We start from the raw sequence: 19814 nt of genomic DNA on the forward strand, positions 1-19814 counted from the left end.
ATTTTGTTTTTCCTTAAAACAAAAAAATGAGCAGATTAACCGTAATAATTCCTACTTACAATGAAATTGATTATATTGAAGATGCTATAAAATCAGTTGAATTTGCTGATGAAATTATTGTAATTGATTCCTTTAGTTCTGACGGCACCAAAGAAAAAGCCATTGAGTTAGGCTGTAAAGTCTTAGATAGAAAATTTGATAATTTTTCGAGCCAGAAAAACCACGCCATCTCTTATGCAACAGGTGACTGGATCCTATTTATTGATGCTGATGAACGGGTTTCCCAAAAACTAAAAATTGAAATATTATCGGTAATCGAAACTGGAAGACATCAGGGATACAAGCTTAAGTTTCCTCATTTTTATATGAATCGTTTTTTATATCATAAAGTAGATAAAGTAGTCAGACTTGTAAAAAATGATTCTATTTCTTTTTCTGGAGATGTCCATGAAAAACTTTTGTTTCAGGGAACTTTAGGTACTCTAAAAAACTTCATGATCCATTACACCTATAAAGGCCTTTTTCATTTATTACAAAAAAAAGATTCTTATGCCTGGTTTCAGGCTAATACTTCTTTCAAAAAAGGGAAAAAAGCAGGTTATTTTCAATTAATTTTTAAACCTTTTTACCGTTTTTTCTCTTCTTATATTTTAAAAGGAGGATTTATGGATGGAGTTCCCGGTTTAGCTTTAGCGAGCGTTAATGCTTATGGTGTTTTTTCGAGATATGCCAAAATCATCTTAATCGAAAAGGGATTAAAATAATCTTAATTTACCGAAACGCAACTTGAGTTTAAACTTCAGCAGGCTATCTTCCCCTTTAATGTCTATCCGCTGAATTTCGTACCGATTCTTAAAAGGAAAATTATTAATCCTATTTCCTATTCTCAATCCAAATTTGACATTATTTTGCTGCAAAATAGCAGTGAATACTGATTTATGAGGCTCTTTTTTAGGATAGTTACCATAAGGATAGGCTAAAGCATTATAAACTTTTAGATCTTTTGTTTCTATAATCTCAAAACATTTAGAAAAATCGGTATTGATTTCACCCTCCGTTAAAGAGGCATATCTTTTATGTTCGAACGAATGTAGTCCTAACTCTACACAATCATCCAATTCCTTCAATTGTTTAACGGACATAATTTTCTCATGGCCTGAATTCCATGAATCAACACCTCCAATATAGGCAAACGGAATAAAAAAAGTAGCCTTTAAGTTATACTTCTTAAGCAGCGGAAGAGCATAAACCATTTGATTTTCAGTAACATCATCAAAAGTAATCACTACACTTTTTGGATTTATAGATTTTTTGTTTTCCAATTCCGAAAAATGATACGTTGAATATCCCTTCGTTTTCAAATAGTAAAATTGTTCTTCTAAATTTTTACTAAAAATAGTAAGACCGTTACTATTTATATCATCAGAAACATTATGATACATTAATATGGGTAAACCTGCCATGTCTTTAAATTGTATTTGAATGTAAAATTATTACATTTGCAGTTCATAAACTTATTTATGCAGGAAAATAATTTCTTTTCAGAAAAAGGTATCGGCTTTGATGAATACAATTCGAAGTTAACAATTGAAGCCAAAGAGCTCGCTAATAAATTGTACGAAAAGAAAATCAGGCCAAATTACTTTCATTTGATAATGATACCTTTTGGTAATTTTATCATAAATTATTTTTTAAAACTCCAAATACTAAAAGGTAAAAAAGGTTTTATTCTCTCTTATATTCATGCTTTTGCAACTTTTAAAAAGTATTTGTTTTTATGGCTCAAGTATCGAAAAATGGAATAAAATTGCTTTTTAAAAACTTTGAAAATATAGATCGAAAGATGAACATATTAAATGTAACAACTACACATGAATGGCGAGGAGGCGAAGCTCAGTTATATCAATATTTTCGCTTATTGGAAAATTTTAAGGATTTGAATCAAATGATTCTTTGTCCAGAAAATTCAGTTCTTTCCGAAAAATGCACTGAAAGTAAATCAAAACATTTTACATATTTTAAAAAATCGAAAGTATCTTCTTTACTAAAACCTATAATCAAAATTTGCAAAGCAGAAAAAATAAACATTATTCATGTACATGATTCAAATGCTTTGACTGCTTCATTAATTGCTACTTTATTTTTACCTAAATCAACCAAAATTGTATTAAGCAGAAAAAGAAATAATAGAATAAAAGATAAATTTCTTAATCGATATAAGTATTCGCACCCCAAAATTCAAAAGATTATATCAGTTTCTAAAGCTGTTGAAAAAGTATTTGATAATATCGTACATGACAAGAGCAGATTAGTAACTATTTATGACGCAATTGATGTAAATTTTTTCGAGAATGTAAAAAAAACTTACTTAATTCATCAAGAATATCAATTATCATTAGATACTAAAATAGTTGGTAATGTAGCAGCTTTAACTTCACAAAAAGATATTCATACTTTTATAGATACTGCAAAAAAGATTATAGCTAAAAAAGATTCAAAATTAGACCTTAAGTTTGTAATTGTAGGTGATGGTCCGCTTAAAGACGAACTTCATAAATACTCAAAAAAACTAAAAGTAGAAGAGCATATTATTTTTATGGGCTATCGTTCAAACATACAGCAAATTTTGCCTGATTTTGATATTTTCTTATTAACATCAGAAACTGAAGGCCTACCTCTGACTATATATGAAGCATTTGCTTCAAAAATCCCTGTTGTTGCAACAAATGCTGGTGGAATTTCCGAAGTAATTGAAAACAATAAAACTGGTTTCTTAACCGATTTAAAAGATTCAGAAAATTTATCTAATTATGTATTAGAAATTTTACAAAACCCTGAACTATCAGAAAAAATAAAAACTAATGCTTACAACTTAGTCAAAGAAAATCACGACCTTTCTTGTATGCAAAAACAATATTATAAGTTTTACAAAACATTACTTTAAACTGGAATTACAATCAATATTAAAAACTTGCAAAATCCAGTTATCTATGTAGTATTTAGCTAATATTTGTGGGTCTATTTCCACATAAGGAGTATCAAAAAAAAATTTAGGAATTTGATAATTATCCTCTGTAATTATAAAAATATTGGTAGGATTATAAAACTCATAATTCACCACATCCTGATTATTAGTAATTAGTTTCTTTCTGTATCCCAAAGCTTCAAAAACACGAAAACTCAGCCCGGTTTGGTTTTGCTTTTGTATATCCACAATAGCAAAACTTTCAGCTAAAACATCTTTTACTTCAAGTAGTGATAAGTATACCGCTGAAATCTCAATTAAGTCATGATTAAATGGCTTTTCTTTTTTTACAATAAATCGAAAAGGCAAATTAATGTTTTCAAAATGATTTGCTAATTTTTCTAAAAAAGGAAATCTTTCATCATATGAAGAAACATTAAATGCAAGATTAGAAATTTTTTTTGTATCAATTTTAAAATCGTAAATATAATTAGTAAGGAATTTAAAATTATTATTTAATACATCTTTTTTATCATAACTATAAACAAAATCAAAATAATGCAATATTTTTTTTTGATCTTTAAAATTTTCAATACCATCAAATAAATAGCAAACCAAATTCGATGTGTTTTCTCTTAAATACATCAATGCCAATTTTGAAATTTTATCAGGTCTAATAACCAAAATCGTATCAAAAGTCCCCTTATCCGCTAGCTCCTTTTTAATAAATTCTATTCTGTTTATATCTTTCATATTTGGTAAAGAAAAAAGCTTTCTAAACCCATTTCTAATTCTAGAAAGCCTGTTTTTATATGAAAAAGATATTGAATCAATATTTATATATACTAAATCAATATTTTCGGTTGCCTTTAATTTTTCAGCTAAAAAATCAATATAACCAAAAGAGCGTGTACTAATGATTGCAATTCGTTCTGGCTTAAGCATTATATTTTATTTTTTATTTCATGCAAAAATAGAAGTATTAATAACAACAATCCTACTTAAATAATAATTTTATTATTTAAACAGCAGCATTTCTTAAAAAATAATAGTACCAAACGCGCAACTATTATAGGTTAAGTCCATCTTCAATAAAGAACAAGACTCTAAAAAATAATATTATCTTTGAAAATTACATGAATTATTCTTAATCCCACCTGTCTAAGCCAAAAGTCAGACGTGTCTAGTTATTTAATTAATCCTCTTTTGCAATCATTTTAAATAAAAAAATCAATGGGCCTATTAAAAACCATCAAATTTTATTTTGAAAAAAAATATATAATCAAAAATCAATCAGACCAAAGTATTCCTAATTATCAAAATTACAATCCTTCCAAAAAAACAATTGTATTTATCACTACAAGCATACCCACTTTTGACAAAGATTCTGGCTCCAATAGACTTAGAGAAATAATTTTATGCGCAAAAGAACTAGGTTATAACTGTATCATATGTACAAATAAGGCTTTTAGAACCAATTATTATATTAACAATTTTAGTGATTTGGGAATTATAGTTTATGTTGAAACAAATCGATACAAAAATTATTTTGCTTTTTTAAAGTCAGTTCCTAAAGTCGATTATGTATGGTATTATAATGCTAATAGCTTAAAAAAAAATCTGAAAAAAATATCAAAATTATTCCCTAGTTCAAAATCAATTTTTGACATGGTAGACATTCATTTTTTAAGATATAAAAGAGCCATAGAAATTGAACCTTATCGAATTTCGTTAAGAAAAAAATATTATCACTATTTTAAAATAGAAACAAAATTAGCAAAAAAAGCAGATATTGTTATCGCAATATCTGAAGTAGAAAAAGAAATCATGTCACAGTATTTGAAAGAAAATCAGATATTGTTAATTTCAAATATACATTATTGTAAAATAGACGAAAGTCAAATTGCCCCATTTGAAAAAAGAAGCGATATTTTGTTTATTGGTTCTTCACATGAACCAAACATCGATGCTATTCATTACTTATACAATGAAATAATGCCAAAAGTCTGGCTAAAATTACCCAATTTAAAAGTAAATGTAATTGGAAATGTAAAAAATAAGATTCACTCTATCTCCCATCCTAATTTCAAACTATTGGGATTTGTAGAAAATATTGAGTCCTATTTTATCAACTCGAAACTGATGGTTGCTCCTTTGCGTTATGGCGCAGGTGTAAAAGGAAAAATAGGTCAGTCTTTTGAATACTTTTTACCTGTAGTAACGACTTCTATAGGCGCTGAAGGAATGTATTTAGAAAACAAAAAAAATGCTTTTATTTCTGAAACTGCAGATGAATTTTCAAAACAGATAATTACACTTTATAACGACAAGGAAATATGGTCTAAATTATCTGTTAACTCTACTGAAAGCCTTTATCCTTTTTCAAAAGAAAAATTAAAATCTGTATTAACGCAAATATAAATGAACAATACCATTGTTAATTATCATTCTACTTTTTCAAAAACTTCTGGCATTTCTGAAGCTGCAAGAGCAAATTTTGCAGCACTGAAAGAATGCCCTTTTACGCTTAATCAGGTTAATTATAATGAAAGTGAAAAATTACTGATTAGACAAGATGATCACTTAGTAAATGAAATTAGTGGAAATATAATCAACATTTATCATATCAATATTAATGATATCCCTTGTTTTCTTTTAAACAATACCATACCTACCGCATCACACATTTATAATATTGCCTATTGGGCCTGGGAATTTAATAAACTCCCTGAAGAATTTATAGATTTAGTCGATCTTTTTGATGAAATATGGGTTCCCAGCAGTTTTTGCCAAAATGTCTTTTCATCCTATTCTTTTAAACCTGTTATCAAAATCCCTCATCTAATTGAAGCAATCAAAACTGAGGAAAATGCTCCTAAAATAGAATTACAAAATAAGTTTATTTTTTTATCAATCTTTGATTCACTAAGTACTCCTGAAAGAAAAAACACTAATGGTCTAATAGAATGTTTTTTAGACACTTTCCAGAATAACCCTAATATTGTATTAGTCCTAAAAACAGTTAATTTAGAAAAAAACAAAAGACTGCATAAGGAGCTTACAGAAAAGACAAAAAATCATAACTCTATAATACTTATTAACGAAAACTACTCTAAAAAGAAACTTACACAACTTATTGATGACTGCCATTGCTATGTTTCACTACATCGGGCTGAAGGTTTTGGTCTGACACTTGCAGAGGCTATGTTAAGAAAAAAAATAGTGATTGGAACTGGATATTCCGGCAACTTAGAATTCATGAACAATCAAAATAGTTTCTTGATCAATTATGAGTTGATAACAAAGGACAAAGATTCAGGCTTTATAAAAAAAGGATATCAATATGCTGAGCCTGATATCGAAAATTCGAAGAAAATTTTAAGGCATGTTCATGATAATTATAAAAATATCGAAGAAATACAAAAAAATGCGAAACGAACTATAGAAACCTATTTTAGTAAGGAAAAAATTGGAGAATTAATTTATTCAAGATTAGATAAAATAAGTTGTTATATGAAAGAAAGGGATACTAATATTTTAAACAATAAGAACTTCTTAATCACCGAGAACATACGATTAAAAAACAGCATTAAGAAATATGAAAAAAACATACTTATAAAGTTAAAAGCAATTTTAAAATCTTAAAACTAATTACATCTTAGTTTTATATTTTGATTTTATTGTCCTCAATGCCTGTTTTACTCCCAATACACAGTTAATAATTTTACTTTTTTTGATTTTTTTTAATTCTGTTTCTAATTCTGTTACTCTACCTTTATAAGTAATCAAAAGCAATTGATTATCATTTGGATTTTTAAAATTTCGTTTAACAGATTCCGCTCTATCACGAATTTTATAACCAATACTCTTATAAGATAATTTATTTTGTGTGTCGATTTGAGCTTTTTTAGCTTTTTCGTTTGCTAAATCCCTATTATTATAAACTAATCTCATTTTCTCGACACTATCCTCCAGCAAAGGATCTGCCCAGATGGTATTTTCACAAAAATTAACATCAGGGTTCTCTATAGAATTAATTACATAATCTACGAGAAAACTGTTGTTGCCATTCATGAATTCTAAATTTCCTGAATAATTAGTTGCAATTGTTGGTTTGCCCATGCACATAGCTTCAGCAAGAGTCAGTCCAAAGCCTTCTGAATGATGTAAGGAAACATAACAATCACATTGGTTTATAAAGTGATTTAATTCGTTCTTTTCCAAATTAATATCTACAATTTTTATATTAGACCTGCTTCCAATTTCATTCATCACTAAGGCATAATCATTAGGATATTTTTTTGCATTAGAACATTTTATAATTAATTCAACATCTGTTTCGAAAGGAAATGCTTTAATAAATGACTGAATTAAGAACAACGTATTTTTTCTTATTATAGAACTTCCAAAATTAAAAATGAATAAAAAGCTATATTTTTTATCATCGTATTTGTTTAGAAAGCCGGTATTTACTAAAGGAAGCAGTTCAACTTCTACAGGATGAGGAACTGTCATAATTGGTCCTAAGAAATATTTTTTAAAAATTTCGCTGCAATAACCGGAAGGTGTCCATATTTCATTAAATAAATCAAGTGTTTTTTGTATTTCATCAGGGACATATTCTGATTCCCAAACCAGAAATAAAATATTATATCTATTTAGAAAAGAATTCGTTTTAAGTCCTGCAAAAAAAACAGAAACATCATATAACGATAATTGTATCAGGTTAATATTATACTTAAAAGCATCTTCAGTAAGATTTCCGTTTTTTAATTTTAGATAATCAATTTTGGCATAAGGAAGTCCTGCAGCATCCATTGCTTTTAGATTTAATCGTACAGCTTCGCCTAAACCAAACTCACCATCAGTATAACCAATAACATTAACACCAACATTTAAATTATTCATTCTTTTTTTTAATATTAAAACTTTAATTCACCTCTAAAGACTGCAGGCTCACTAAATTGGCATACACTCCATTCATATTGAGCAGTTGCTCATGAGTACCTTGCTCTACAATCCTGCCTTTACTCATTACCACAATTAAATCAGCATTTTGAATTGTAGATAAACGGTGTGCAATTACAATTGAAGTTCTGTTTTCCATCATGTTTTCCAGACCAATTTGCACTAATTGTTCTGATTCTGTATCTAGTGCTGATGTAGCCTCATCTAAAATCATAATAGGTGGATTTTTCATTACCGCCCTTGCAATAGCAACACGCTGACGCTGACCGCCAGACAGCATTCCACCTCCATCACCAACAGGGCTATTGTACTGTTCTGGAAATTCTGAAATAAAATTATGGGCATTAGCCACTTTAGCAGCATTCATGACAGCTTCTATGTCAGGATTATCTATACTTAACGAAATATTATTAGCAATAGTATCATTAAACAAAATAGAGTCCTGAGCAACAATTCCCATTTGTTTCCTTAATGAATCTGCAGTAACATCCTTTATGTTAACACCATCAAAAGTGATACTTCCTTCTGAGACATCATATAACCTTGTCACTAAGTTTGCCAATGTTGATTTTCCACTTCCGGATTCTCCTACCAGCGCGACTCTTTTGCCTTTTGGAACCGTTAGATTAAAATCTTTTAAAACATATTCCGAATCGTATTTAAACCAAACATTCGTAAATTTAATTTCATGCTTAAATTCGGTAATCTCTATAGCATCAAGATTGTCTTTTAGCGGATTGGTTGCGTCTAAAATAAAAGCAACCCTTTCATAAGCTGCATTTCCTCCCATTAAAGCCTGATTGGCTTTGGTTATAGCCTTAGCAGGTGTCAATATTTGATAAGCCAGGCCCATATATGCGATAAAGGCACTACCGCTCATCGATCCGTCAATCAACACTAAAGACCCTCCATAAACCAATAAAATAGAAATTACGAAAATCCCTAAAAACTCACTCATAGGGCCGGCCAGACTCATTCTAACCCCTATTTTATTGTTTAGATTATTAATAAACTCTGTTGAATTCAAATAACGTCGTATAAAAAAATTCTCAGAAGTAAAATTTTTAATCACTTTTATACCGCCTAAAGTTTCTTCAATATCTGACAAAAGATGTCCCTCCAGAGAGAAAATATCACCAGACTGACTTTTAATAGATTTACTCATTCTGGATATTAAAATCCCTGAAAGCGGAAGAAAAAGAAATACGAATATGGTTAATTTCCAACTTATAAAGACCATCGATATCAGAGTAAATACAATAGTCAATGGTTCACTAACCATCATCAGAATACTTAAAAAAGCACTTTTTATTGTATTGATATCCGAGGTCATTCTTGAAATTAAATCACCCTTTCTTTCATTTGAAAAAAAAGAAACAGGTAAACTAATTACTTTCTGATAAACATCATTCCGTAAATCTTTCAAAATTCCGTTATTCAAATAAGTCATGTAAACAATGGAAATGAAGTTGAAAAGGTTCTTGAGCAAAAAAGTAGTCAAAACAAATATTACCATCCATATCAAGGTATCCAAAGCTCCATTTACTTCAGTATTATGAGTTATAAAATAATTTAAGGAGTCTTCCAAATATCGTTTATCAATACTTTTAAGGCCTTCATATACGGGTTTAACATGTATTTTTTCACCATCCGAAAACAATACTTTCATTAACGGGAAAAGCGAAAGCATCGAAATAGCAGAAAAAAGTGCATATAAGATATTAAAGATGATACTGATTATTAAGTTTTTCTTGTGAGGTATTAAATACTTTAAAAAGCGTTTAAAATTTTTCATTTAATTATTTTGAATTGAAGGCTAATTTAATTTTTAAGGCCAATATTTTTTTCTGCAAAGATAAAATTAAAATAGTTTTAAAACCAGAAAAGTAGTACCGAATCTCCTCTAAACCCCAATGATTTTCAACTTCTAAATTCCCTGATTCTTAATCAAAATGAATTCTATTTTTAATGATCCGTACAAGCACAAGCTATCCAATTTATGGAGATTTCCAGAAATATTTTTTGTTACTTTGCAACTATAAATTTGTTACTTGTATTTATAAAATGGAAAATCTAAACGAAGAAGTACATAAAGCTTTTGAAATCATAAAAGAGGGAGGTATCATTCTTTATCCAACAGATACCGTTTGGGGAATTGGCTGTGATGCCACAAATCCCGAAGCAGTTGCTAAAATATACAAACTTAAACAACGTGCAGAAACACAAAGCATGATTGTATTAATGAATGGCGAAAAAATGATGTACAATGTTTTTAAAAACATCCCTGAAGTAGCCTGGCAAATTCTTGATTTATCTGAAAAACCAACCACTTTAATTTTAGACGAACCGCGAAATGTAGCTTCTAACATCATCGCTTCAGATAACTCTTTAGCAATACGACTTGTAAAACAACCTTTTTGTTTTAAATTATTAGAGAGAATGAAAAAACCATTGGTCTCTACCTCTGCTAATATTTCAGGACAGCCAACCCCATTAGCTTTCAAAGATATTAATCCTGAAATTATAAAAGGAGTTGATTATGTCGTGGATTTGTATCGTGATAAAGTTGGCGGAAAACCTTCAACAATCATTAAATTAACAAATGATTCTCAGGTAAAAATAATACGCAAGTAATTGACAACTATATTGTTTTGAGGCTCTCTATCAGCAACTCAATATCTTCTTTAGTATTATAATGACTGAAAGAAATTCGGAGATTAGGTAATTTCAAATCGGTCTCCGAAAGTATTTCTTTTAAAACATGTGAAGGCTTTATACTTCCGGACTGACATGCGCTTCCTCTTGAAACTGCAATTCCTTTCATATCCAGACTAAACAACAACATAGAAGTTTTATCTTCAGAAAAGGGTAAAACAATATTTATTATATTATAAAAATCTTCTCTTTTACCTACGATTCTAAAATTCGGAAAATAAATTTCAAGCTGATTTATCAAATACTTTTTTAAACCCAATATATATTCCCTTTCGGTTTTCAGGTTCTGATATGAAATAGCCAAAGCTTTTGCCATTCCTGCAATCTGGTGTACGGCTTCGGTTCCTGCACGTAATCCTTTTTCCTGTTCCCCGCCAAAAAGCAAAGGCTGCAGCCCTGAATTTTTTCGCACAAAAGCAAAGCCAACTCCTTTTGGTCCATGAAATTTATGAGCACTGGCTAGGATAAAATCCACAGTGCTTTTTTGTAAATCAATTTCAGTTTTTCCAACAGACTGAACGGTATCAGAATGAAAAAGGGCATTATACTGCTTACAGATAACACTTACTCTATCCATATCTAAAATAGCTCCTGTTTCATTATTTACATGCATCAAACTTACCATTGTCTTTTTTTCTTCCGATAATAAATTAGACAAATGCGTTAAATCGATACTGCCATCAGGATTTATAGCAACATAATCAATCTCAATATCATAATCTGACTGCAAAGCCAAAACGGTATATAAAACTGCGTGATGCTCAATTTTAGAGGTAATAATCCGCTGCACTTTCAGATCTTCTACAGCTGAACGTAGAATCCAGTTATTTCCCTCGGTACCACCTGACGTAAAAATTATTTCCTGAGCCGAACAATTGAGATATTTCGCAATGTTTTTTCTGGAAAGCTCAATAATTGTTTTTGCATTTCTGCCAAAACTGTGAGTCGATGATGGGTTTCCAAAATCATTCATCATGATTTTTGTCATTTCCTGAACAACTTCAGGTCGTATGGCAGTGGTAGAAGCGTTATCGAGGTATACTTTTTTCATTGCTGCAAAGTTATGAAATATCAATTGTCAATTCTTAAATATCATTTGCGAAATTTTTCACTATTTTTGAACCAAATAAAAATTAAGATGAAAAAATATGCCTGCCTGTTACTTTTCGCCATTATGCTTAACGGTTGCGATGACGGAGATTTAACACCTGAAATAATTGATTTTGATGAAGTAACCCCTCAAAGTTGTGATACAGAAACCAATGAACTGATTTATAAGTTAAAAACACAAGAAGCTTTTATATTACAATTGGAAGAAGGCACGCTTGATAATGTAGTAGGAGAAAAAACAATCACTATCAGTGAAGATGGACTTCCCCAGCTTGTTTACAGAACTTTTGACGGCGTTATTAGTAGTGCTAATATTTGTGATGCCATAAGACCCTCTTCACCAAACATCATACGAGATTCTAAAGCTAAAGGCGGAACAATAACCATTACAACCACTCCGGATATATCTGAATCAACTACCGATGGAAGTACAAAAATTATCGGTTTCAATCATTTAATATACATGAACAATATTAGCTACGATATAGTTGGAGGAGTACAAGTTGATCCGAGGTCATTTTCTTTTGGCACCCTGAAGACAACAACTTATACCTCTCCTACTGTATCCCTTAATACTAAGGCTGAAAAGTGTGATCTAACAAAAATATATAATTATAATAATGCTAATATGTCTATGATTATTTATGATTTAGATGAGTCATTAATCCAAAATTCAGAAACTTTAGAACCTAGAAAAAGCACCATAACAGCGACTCAAAACAAAATTGTTTTCAATACTTATAAAACTAGCGATATACCAACTGATTATTTTTGTAAGACACCAAGACCTACAACACCGGAAATAGACGAAACATGGAATGCTGTAATTAATGGTACCATTGAAGTTGAAACCACTAAACTTGACAACACAACTTACAAACATATTATTACATTAAAGAACGTCGAACTTATGAATAGTGGAGGTCTTAAATTTAAACTCGCAAGTACCTTTGTTTTCGGCGAAATTACTACACCATAACGGTTATTTGAAACCAAATCAAAGATTTTTTTTTATTTAATTCTTACAAAAAAACATCCTTTTCTAAACTAATTCCGAAAGACAATTAGAATGAAAGGGATGTTTTTTATGCACTTGGAAAGCTGTTCTAGCCTAAAAAAAACTATTTATTGTTTTGCCTAAAGTAAACCTCAGTTGCACCAAGACCATATTTTTGATAGTTGGCATCCTGAAAATCAACTCCATCATAGCGGCCTAATAAAAAATCAAGCTCGGCTTTTAGTATCCCTTCACCAACGCCATGTATAAAAACAATCTTGGGGATACGGTTTTTAATTGCAAATTCAATGTGTCTCTTTGCTGTTTCAGTTTGCAAAGTCAGGATATCATAATTTGACATCCCGCGTTTATTTGGCACTAGTTTTTCAATATGCAAGTCAAATTCCGGAGCCGAAACCTCACGCTTATCTTTCTTTTCTTTCACAAAACTTCGTGGTTTTGGCTCTTCTTTTTGTTTTGAAACAGATTCTAAATCAACTCTTTTTATGGAGTTCATTAAATTACTGGAATCCTGAATCTTAATTAATTCATTGACAAAAAACGTCATCATAAATCCATCTTCAGTTTCAATTAAAACTTCTTGATTTTTAACGGAAACTACCGTTCCGTTAATAGCTTCGTCCAGAACAGAAACTTTATCTCCTTTAATCAGCATCTTCTTCTTCTTTTTCTTGATTTTTACTGGGTATTTTTGCACTTAACTGCATCATGCCAAACATAAAAACGGCAATTGCAATTACGGTTACATAGGTATTTTTATCTTCAGAAACCTGCTGATATAATGCAACCGAAATTGCCAGAACCATTATTAGAATTTTAAAAGTTTTCATGTTTTTTTAATATATAAGAGTTCAAAAATAAGAAACTTTAAAATAGTACTTCTATCGTATTTAAATCTTATCTGCTTTTTTTGTAAAATTGTAAAAAATAAAACTTTGGATTTAGAAAAATATATGCTGCCTTGTTTTAGCAAAACCCTGTTCGGAATCGAATGTTTGGGCTGTGGATTTCAACGCGCCCTGTTCTTACTTTTTCGGGGTGACTTTTTAGCATCATTTAAGATGTATCCGGCAATCTACACAACGCTTATTTTTTTAAGTTTTGTAGCTTTACATTTTTTAAACAAAGCCAAAAATTACAACAAGTTACTTTGGATTTCCGGAATTATAAATGGCATTTTTATGATTGCCGGATATTACTACAAGCATTTTTATCTTTAATTATTTTCTTAAAATTACTTTTTAATTTGATTCAAAATATCATTCATCATCTCGATTTGTACTTTTTGGATTTCAATTAGCTCTTGTTGCTGATGCATTATCAAATGATCGATTTTATCATGAATCATTCTGATTTCAAGTTCTGATTTAAGGTTTATCATATAATCTTTTTTGGCACGGGTGCGGTCTTTTTCTTCCTGACGATTCTGGCTCATCATAATGACAGGTGCCTGCAAAGCTGCAATGCATGACAAAATTAAATTCAGTAAAATAAATGGGTAGGGATCGAAGCCTTTGTTCATTAAAATATAAACATTAGAACTAATCCAAATGACAATGAAAAGCAAAAAAGAAATAATAAATGTCCAGCTTCCGCCAAAGTCTGCTACCTTATCGGCTATTTTTTGACCAAAGCTTCTTGTTTCATTTTCATCTTCTACAATATTCACAATGGATTTATCTTCATTTAAAGAAGAAATAACACTTTTTTCAAGATTGGAAAGCGCACCGATTTCACTACTTAAATAATCCGAAATGTATTTCTGCCGATAGTTATTTAATTCCTGAAAAGAGATAAAATCACTATCACAAAACGAAGGATGATCTTTAACAATAAGACCTAAGAGCGGATCATGTATCGATTTACCTGAAACTTTTTCTGATACAGGGAATGAAAGATTGGAAATAGCACTTTTAAAAGTAGAATTATTTTTCATTTTACTATGTTTTTATGGCTAATTTAAACATTAAACTTCTTAACATTCTTATAAATTTATGCCCTCAAAATTTCTTTTATTTATCACAAATCGAATACTCAATAGAAAATTTCTTTAGAAAATTCATGCCTTTATTTACAAAAAACACCTTACTTTTAACCTTTCAAATTATCCATTCAATTTTACAATTGTGTCAAGAGATCTTATCATACAAAATATCAAAGCTTTAAAAAGCCATTCAAACATAAATTACGGCATTAAAACTAAAACAGAGGAGTTTACTGAAAAGCTTTTTTACACCCTTTTTGATTCAAATGCAGCTTTAGATGAAAGTATTGACGAACTTGAATTTCGCTTCAAAGAAATCGCCGTTTTAGCTTGTAAAAAACCCGAAAAATTATGCGACTCGATGTGGGACCTTTTTCTGGAAAAACTACCAAATGTTTTAGAAAAACTAAACCAGGATGCTGAATATATTCTGGAAAATGATCCCGCTTCAAATAGTATCGATGAAGTTTACTTAGGCTATCCGGGATTTTATGCGATTGCTATTTACAGGTTAAGCCACGAATTATACAAACTCGATTTATTATTATTCTCAAGACTGATGAGCGAATACGCCCACCGTATAACCGGAACAGACATTCATGCGGGGGCAAATATTGCTTCGCCGTTTTTTATAGATCACGCTACCGGAATCGTTATTGGTGAAACAACCGTAATCGAAAAATATGTAAAAATTTATCAGGGAGTTACTTTAGGTGCATTAAGTGTAAGCAAGGACATGAAAAATGCAAAACGTCATCCAACTGTCGAGAAAAACGTTTGCATTTATGCAAATGCTACCATTTTAGGTGGCGAAACTATTATTGGCAAAAATAGTATTGTGGGAGGAAATGCCTGGGTTACCAAATCTATCCCGGCAGATTCTATTGTCCTGAATACGACTACAACCGAAGTTAAAATAAAAGAAAAAAAATAGAATGAAACCACAGAAATTAATCAACCTGATTGGCAATACCCCTTTGATGGAAACTGTTAATCTGGTCAAAAATAAAAATGTAAAACTTTTATTAAAACTCGAAGGGAATAATCCCGGTGGAAGCGTAAAAGACAGAGCTGCTTACAACATGATTGCATCAGCTTTAGAAAGAGGTGACATCAAAAAAGGAGATAAACTAATTGAAGCAACAAGCGGAAATACCGGAATTGCACTGGCAATGATTGCTCAATTATTTCAGGTTGAAATAGAATTAGTTCTTCCTGAAGATTCTACAAAAGAACGAACACAAACTATGCGCGCTTATGGCGCAACGGTTATTTTAACACCTGCCAGTGAAGGAATTATTGGATCACGTGACTATGCCGACAAAAAAGTAGCCGGTGGCGGTTATGTGATGTTAAATCAGTTTGCGAATGATGATAACTGGAAGGCACATTATAAAACTACCGGCCCTGAAATATGGGAAGATACTGAAGGAACCGTAACCCATTTTGTGTCAGCTATGGGAACAACAGGAACTATCATTGGAACCTCATCTTATCTGAAAGAAAAAAATCCAAACATTCAGATTATTGGTGCCCAGCCCAGCGACGGATCACAAATTCCGGGAATACGCAAATGGCCACAGGAATATTTACCGAAGATTTTTGACGCTTCGAAAGTAGATACTGTTGTGGATGTAAGTGAAGAAGAAGCAAGAAAAATGACGAAAAGATTAGCATTAGAAGAAGGTGTTTTTGCCGGAATGAGCAGTGGAGGCTCTGTAGCTGTAGCCCTTAAAATTGCAGAACAATTAGAATCTGGTGTTATAGTAGCCATTATCTGTGATCGCGGTGATCGCTATTTGTCTTCTGATTTATTTGATTAAAAACAAAGTATCTAAGGTTCTGAGCTACTAAGAATCTAAGTTTTTTTATTGAGCTTACAAATCTTAGCACTTCAGCATCTTGGCAAATTAGAACCTTAAAATACACAAAATGAACTATCGCAAATTAGGCAAAACCAATTTTAATATATCCGAAATCTCACTTGGCACCTGGCAGGTTGGGGGAAAATGGGGATCCGCTTTTGAAAACAAAACTGCAGATGAGCTTTTAAATACAGCCATCGATAATGGTGTTAACTTTATTGATACAGCAGATGTTTATGAAAATGGCTTAAGTGAAATTGCTGTTGGAAGAGTTATACGTTCAAGATCTGAGCGTATTTATGTGGCTACAAAATGCGGGCGCCATATTAATCCGCATGTCAACGAGGGATATCAACCCAAAGTGCTTCAAAAATACATTGAAGACAGCTTAAAAAGACTAGGTTTAGAAACAATAGATTTAATTCAGTTACACTGCCCTCCTACTGAGGTTTTCTATCGCCCTGAAATTTTTGAACTATTTGATCGTCTTAAAGAGCAGGGGAAAATTTTAAATCTTGGCGTTAGCGTAGAAAAAGTAGAAGAAGCCTTAAAAGCAATCGAATACTCAAACGTTACCACTGTACAGATTATTTTTAACTTATTTCGTCAGCGCCCATCACAATTATTCTTTTCTGAAGCTAGAAAAAAAGACATCGGGATCATTGCAAGGGTTCCTTTGGCAAGTGGACTTTTAACAGGTAAATTTGATACAAAAACAACTTTTGAACCGCAGGATCACAGAAATTTCAATAGAAACGGAGATGCTTTCGACAAAGGAGAAACTTTTTCGGGTATTGATTATGAATTAGGACTAAAAGCCGTTGAGAAATTAAAAGCGTTATTTCCTGAAGCTACAAATTTGGCTCCCTATGCTTTACAGTGGATTTTGAGTTTTAAAGATGTAAGCTGCATTATTCCTGGAGCCTCTAAAGAAAGCCATGTATTATCCAATTTATCCGTTTATGATTTACCCAAATTATCTCCTGAAAAAATTGAGGCAATGAATAAAATTTATGAAGAATATATAAAACCTTCTGTACACCAGTTGTGGTAACTCTTTTAAAAAAACTGTGACATTATATCACATAAGTTTCTAAGATTTTAAAGCAGAATCTTAGAAACTTTTTTATTAATGCGCAACCCTTTTATAATCAGAGCATCTTATCAATAAACTACTCTAAAATCATTAACCATGAAAAAATTAAGCATTTTTGTATTTATTGTTTGCTTTGTAACTGCTTCCTGCAGTAGTGAAGAAGAAATCCAAAAAGAAAATACCCAAAAATTAGAAGCAATGTACAATGAGATTGTTTCTCTTTCTTTATCGAACTCTCAGCCTTGTACAAATTCTCAAGAATGGGATTTTGCCCCAATTGGCTCTAAAGCTTGCGGCGGCGATGCTGGCTATATTGTATATTCTAAAAAAATTGATATTGATGCGTTTTTAGCAAAAATAAAAGAATACACTGAATCACAAAGCAATTATAACAAAAAGTGGGGAATTATATCTAATTGCGACATTACGATAAGACCTTCCGGAGTAGAATGTCTGGATGGAAAACCAAGATTAAGCTATCAAAACCCTTCAGCATCAAAAACTACATTTTAATATTTTAAGATTCGTAAAAGTTCATATTTAGTTTTACTACCTTCGATTTTTACATGAAAAAATTAAAATGCTTACAAAATCAAATTTCAAAGAGTGGTTTGACCGGTATAAGTATGCCGAATTATCCAGTACGAGTGCCGCACTTGCCACTTCACTTTTAAGCAAAATCTATAGCGGATTAACAACAGCTTACCTGATTACATTTGCTGAATATCTGGCTTTTTATAGTGTGATTTTATGTTCTACCTATAAAAAGCTTTACAAACAAAACAGCCTTTCAAACAAAAAAACTTCTTCTTATGAAATCTTCAGGCTTGTAAAAAATCTTATTTTAGAATTTGGTTACCCTGCGTTTCTGGATTTTTTGATAATTCGCCCTTTTTGCATGTACTGGATGCCAATACTTTTTGGGAATTATTTCTTCGGAATTATTTTTGGGAAAATTTCAGCTGATTTGTGTTTTTATTTTTTTACAATTGTCAATTATGAATTAATGAAAAGGAAATAATCAACCCTTATCAAATACAATTTTAAACTCAGCTCCTTTATTTGTTCCTTCACTGGAAGCAGTTAGTTTTCCTTTATTTCTTTCAATGATTTTTTTACACAGATATAAACCAATTCCTGTTGAAGATTCATTGGCGGTTCCTAGTCGGCTCATTTTCGTAAATTTCTTGAACATCTCTTCAATCTGATGCTGACTAAAACCTATTCCGGTATCAGAAACTGTTATAATCAGACAACCGCCTTCTGTAAAAATTCTTAATTTAATTTCGCTGTCAAAATAAGAGAACTTAACAGCATTACTAATTAAATTTACCAAAACCTGAATTAATAATCCCTCATCAATTTTAAGTTTAGTTTCTTCAGTTTCTATACTTACATTTAAACTAATATTCTTATCTATAAGACGCTGTTCTACCTGTTCGTTGACAAAGTACAATACATCCGGAAAAGATATTTTTCTGGGTTCGGGATTTACTTTCGGCACCCGATCCTGTTCTGCCAGCAAATTGATAAAATTTTCTATATACCTGAATTGCAGATTTGTTGATTCACAAATCAACTCAGCCAGATCCTTTATTGACTCGGATGGCTTTTCTTCTATAATAAGTTTCGCAAGTCCATGAGGGTTTCCTGCAAAGTTTTTCAAGTCATGTGAAAGCATATAAATCAAATCCTGCTTTTCATTTATAAAACTTTCCGCTTCAAAAATAGATTCCTGAATATTGCTCATTAGCAGACCGGCTTCATCATCATATTCGGTAGGTAAAACTGATAATTTCCTTTTATTTCTGTAGTCATCCAATGATTTTGAAGCGACAACTATTGGTTTAATAAGCTTATTTAAAATTAAAAGCGTAACTGCAGTTGCAAGCAAAGTCATAATTAATAAAAAAATCAAAACTGATGTCGCCGGAATCAATTTGTCGAAATATAAAACAAAAAACAAAATTCCGATTAAAGGAATATGCATACCTATAAAAGCAACAAACAAAAATTTGAATGCATAACTTTTTTTTAAAAAGCCAATTTTGGAAAGATTATGATATAACTTCATACGAAATAACAATTACTTA

Annotated in this window: 22 protein-coding genes; 13 read left to right on the plus strand and 9 right to left on the minus strand. The window is 31.0% G+C overall.

What is annotated here, in order from left to right; genetic code table 11:
- Positions 1 to 26 precede the first annotated feature (26 nt).
- The gene (locus tag ACNC7R_RS14655; RefSeq protein WP_417941807.1) at positions 27 to 764 is read left to right on the plus strand and encodes a glycosyltransferase family 2 protein; all 738 of its coding nucleotides are present in this window, start codon (positions 27 to 29) and stop codon (positions 762 to 764) included.
- Here ACNC7R_RS14655 and ACNC7R_RS14660 read toward each other — a convergent pair.
- Complete coding sequence (locus tag ACNC7R_RS14660; RefSeq protein WP_417941808.1) at positions 756 to 1463, minus strand: polysaccharide deacetylase family protein; 708 nt, start codon at positions 1461 to 1463, stop codon at positions 756 to 758. The two genes, ACNC7R_RS14655 and ACNC7R_RS14660, sit on opposite strands and share 9 nt — an antisense overlap.
- A 57-nt stretch (positions 1464 to 1520) precedes the next feature.
- Here ACNC7R_RS14660 and ACNC7R_RS14665 point away from each other — a divergent pair, with 57 nt between their 5' ends.
- A complete protein-coding gene (locus ACNC7R_RS14665) occupies positions 1521 to 1805 on the plus strand; it encodes a hypothetical protein (RefSeq protein ID WP_417941810.1) in 285 nt (94 codons plus the stop codon).
- A complete protein-coding gene (locus tag ACNC7R_RS14670) occupies positions 1778 to 2944 on the plus strand; it encodes a glycosyltransferase family 4 protein (RefSeq protein WP_417941811.1) in 1167 nt (388 codons plus the stop codon). The genes ACNC7R_RS14665 and ACNC7R_RS14670 overlap by 28 nt, the downstream gene beginning before the upstream one ends.
- On the opposite strand, the gene ACNC7R_RS14675 is transcribed toward ACNC7R_RS14670, so the two are convergent.
- Complete coding sequence (locus ACNC7R_RS14675) at positions 2936 to 3910, minus strand: hypothetical protein (RefSeq protein WP_417941812.1); 975 nt, start codon at positions 3908 to 3910, stop codon at positions 2936 to 2938. The two genes, ACNC7R_RS14670 and ACNC7R_RS14675, sit on opposite strands and share 9 nt — an antisense overlap.
- A gap of 288 nt (positions 3911 to 4198) precedes the next feature.
- Between ACNC7R_RS14675 and ACNC7R_RS14680 the strand changes: the two genes are divergently transcribed.
- On the plus strand, positions 4199 to 5386 hold the full coding sequence (locus tag ACNC7R_RS14680) for a glycosyltransferase (RefSeq protein ID WP_417941814.1): 1188 nt from the start codon (positions 4199 to 4201) through the stop codon (positions 5384 to 5386).
- Complete coding sequence (locus ACNC7R_RS14685; RefSeq protein ID WP_417941815.1) at positions 5387 to 6610, plus strand: glycosyltransferase; 1224 nt, start codon at positions 5387 to 5389, stop codon at positions 6608 to 6610.
- Between the two features lie 6 nt (positions 6611 to 6616).
- On the opposite strand, the gene ACNC7R_RS14690 is transcribed toward ACNC7R_RS14685, so the two are convergent.
- Together ACNC7R_RS14690 and ACNC7R_RS14695 are read right to left on the minus strand one after the other, a co-directional pair.
- Positions 6617 to 7873, minus strand: a complete 1257-nt coding sequence (locus ACNC7R_RS14690) for a glycosyltransferase (RefSeq protein WP_417941817.1) — start codon at positions 7871 to 7873, stop codon at positions 6617 to 6619.
- 22 nt (positions 7874 to 7895) lie between these two features.
- Positions 7896 to 9728: an ABC transporter ATP-binding protein gene (locus ACNC7R_RS14695; protein ID WP_417941818.1), complete on the minus strand. Its 1833-nt coding sequence runs from the start codon at positions 9726 to 9728 to the stop codon at positions 7896 to 7898.
- A 269-nt stretch (positions 9729 to 9997) separates the two neighbouring features.
- Here ACNC7R_RS14695 and ACNC7R_RS14700 point away from each other — a divergent pair, with 269 nt between their 5' ends.
- The gene (locus ACNC7R_RS14700) at positions 9998 to 10567 is read left to right on the plus strand and encodes an L-threonylcarbamoyladenylate synthase (protein WP_417941820.1); all 570 of its coding nucleotides are present in this window, start codon (positions 9998 to 10000) and stop codon (positions 10565 to 10567) included.
- 7 nt (positions 10568 to 10574) lie between these two features.
- Here ACNC7R_RS14700 and ACNC7R_RS14705 read toward each other — a convergent pair whose 3' ends face one another.
- Positions 10575 to 11699 carry a cysteine desulfurase family protein gene (locus tag ACNC7R_RS14705; RefSeq protein ID WP_417941822.1) on the minus strand — a complete coding sequence of 375 codons (1125 nt, stop codon included), beginning with the start codon at positions 11697 to 11699 and terminating at the stop codon, positions 10575 to 10577.
- An 87-nt stretch (positions 11700 to 11786) separates the two neighbouring features.
- On the opposite strand from ACNC7R_RS14705, the gene ACNC7R_RS14710 reads away from it, so the two are divergent.
- Positions 11787 to 12737 carry a hypothetical protein gene (locus ACNC7R_RS14710; protein WP_417941824.1) on the plus strand — a complete coding sequence of 317 codons (951 nt, stop codon included), beginning with the start codon at positions 11787 to 11789 and terminating at the stop codon, positions 12735 to 12737.
- A gap of 142 nt (positions 12738 to 12879) precedes the next feature.
- Here the strand turns inward: ACNC7R_RS14710 and ACNC7R_RS14715 are convergent, their stop codons facing one another.
- Positions 12880 to 13431 (minus strand): Smr/MutS family protein, encoded by a 552-nt coding sequence (locus tag ACNC7R_RS14715; protein WP_417941825.1) that lies wholly within the window; start codon positions 13429 to 13431, stop codon positions 12880 to 12882.
- Entirely contained in the window at positions 13421 to 13606 is a 186-nt protein-coding gene (locus tag ACNC7R_RS14720) for a hypothetical protein (protein WP_417941826.1), read from the minus strand. The genes ACNC7R_RS14715 and ACNC7R_RS14720 overlap by 11 nt, the downstream gene beginning before the upstream one ends.
- A gap of 123 nt (positions 13607 to 13729) precedes the next feature.
- Between ACNC7R_RS14720 and ACNC7R_RS14725 the strand changes: the two genes are divergently transcribed.
- A complete protein-coding gene (locus tag ACNC7R_RS14725) occupies positions 13730 to 13996 on the plus strand; it encodes a DUF2752 domain-containing protein (RefSeq protein ID WP_417943175.1) in 267 nt (88 codons plus the stop codon).
- Positions 13997 to 14010: 14 nt separating this feature from the next.
- Here ACNC7R_RS14725 and ACNC7R_RS14730 read toward each other — a convergent pair whose 3' ends face one another.
- On the minus strand, positions 14011 to 14712 hold the full coding sequence (locus ACNC7R_RS14730) for a DUF1003 domain-containing protein (protein WP_417941827.1): 702 nt from the start codon (positions 14710 to 14712) through the stop codon (positions 14011 to 14013).
- A 190-nt stretch (positions 14713 to 14902) separates the two neighbouring features.
- On the opposite strand from ACNC7R_RS14730, the gene epsC reads away from it, so the two are divergent.
- The 5 genes from epsC to ACNC7R_RS14755 all read left to right on the plus strand — a co-directional run bounded on the left by epsC (position 14903) and on the right by ACNC7R_RS14755 (position 18742).
- On the plus strand, positions 14903 to 15694 hold the full coding sequence (gene epsC / locus ACNC7R_RS14735) for a serine O-acetyltransferase EpsC (protein ID WP_417941828.1): 792 nt from the start codon (positions 14903 to 14905) through the stop codon (positions 15692 to 15694).
- A 1-nt stretch (position 15695) separates the two neighbouring features.
- Positions 15696 to 16583: a cysteine synthase CysM gene (gene cysM / locus ACNC7R_RS14740; RefSeq protein ID WP_417941829.1), complete on the plus strand. Its 888-nt coding sequence runs from the start codon at positions 15696 to 15698 to the stop codon at positions 16581 to 16583.
- 109 nt (positions 16584 to 16692) lie between these two features.
- On the plus strand, positions 16693 to 17679 hold the full coding sequence (locus ACNC7R_RS14745) for an aldo/keto reductase (RefSeq protein WP_417941831.1): 987 nt from the start codon (positions 16693 to 16695) through the stop codon (positions 17677 to 17679).
- A gap of 138 nt (positions 17680 to 17817) precedes the next feature.
- Complete coding sequence (locus ACNC7R_RS14750; RefSeq protein ID WP_417941832.1) at positions 17818 to 18234, plus strand: hypothetical protein; 417 nt, start codon at positions 17818 to 17820, stop codon at positions 18232 to 18234.
- A 67-nt stretch (positions 18235 to 18301) separates the two neighbouring features.
- On the plus strand, positions 18302 to 18742 hold the full coding sequence (locus tag ACNC7R_RS14755; protein WP_417941833.1) for a hypothetical protein: 441 nt from the start codon (positions 18302 to 18304) through the stop codon (positions 18740 to 18742).
- Here ACNC7R_RS14755 and ACNC7R_RS14760 read toward each other — a convergent pair whose 3' ends face one another.
- Positions 18743 to 19795, minus strand: coding sequence for a sensor histidine kinase (locus tag ACNC7R_RS14760; RefSeq protein ID WP_417941835.1), 1053 nt, complete (start codon positions 19793 to 19795; stop codon positions 18743 to 18745). It lies immediately after the preceding gene.
- Between the last annotated feature and the right edge of the window lie 19 nt (positions 19796 to 19814).

It is taken from the genome of Flavobacterium adiutor (assembly GCF_048282555.1).
Lineage (GTDB): Bacteria > Bacteroidota > Bacteroidia > Flavobacteriales > Flavobacteriaceae > Flavobacterium.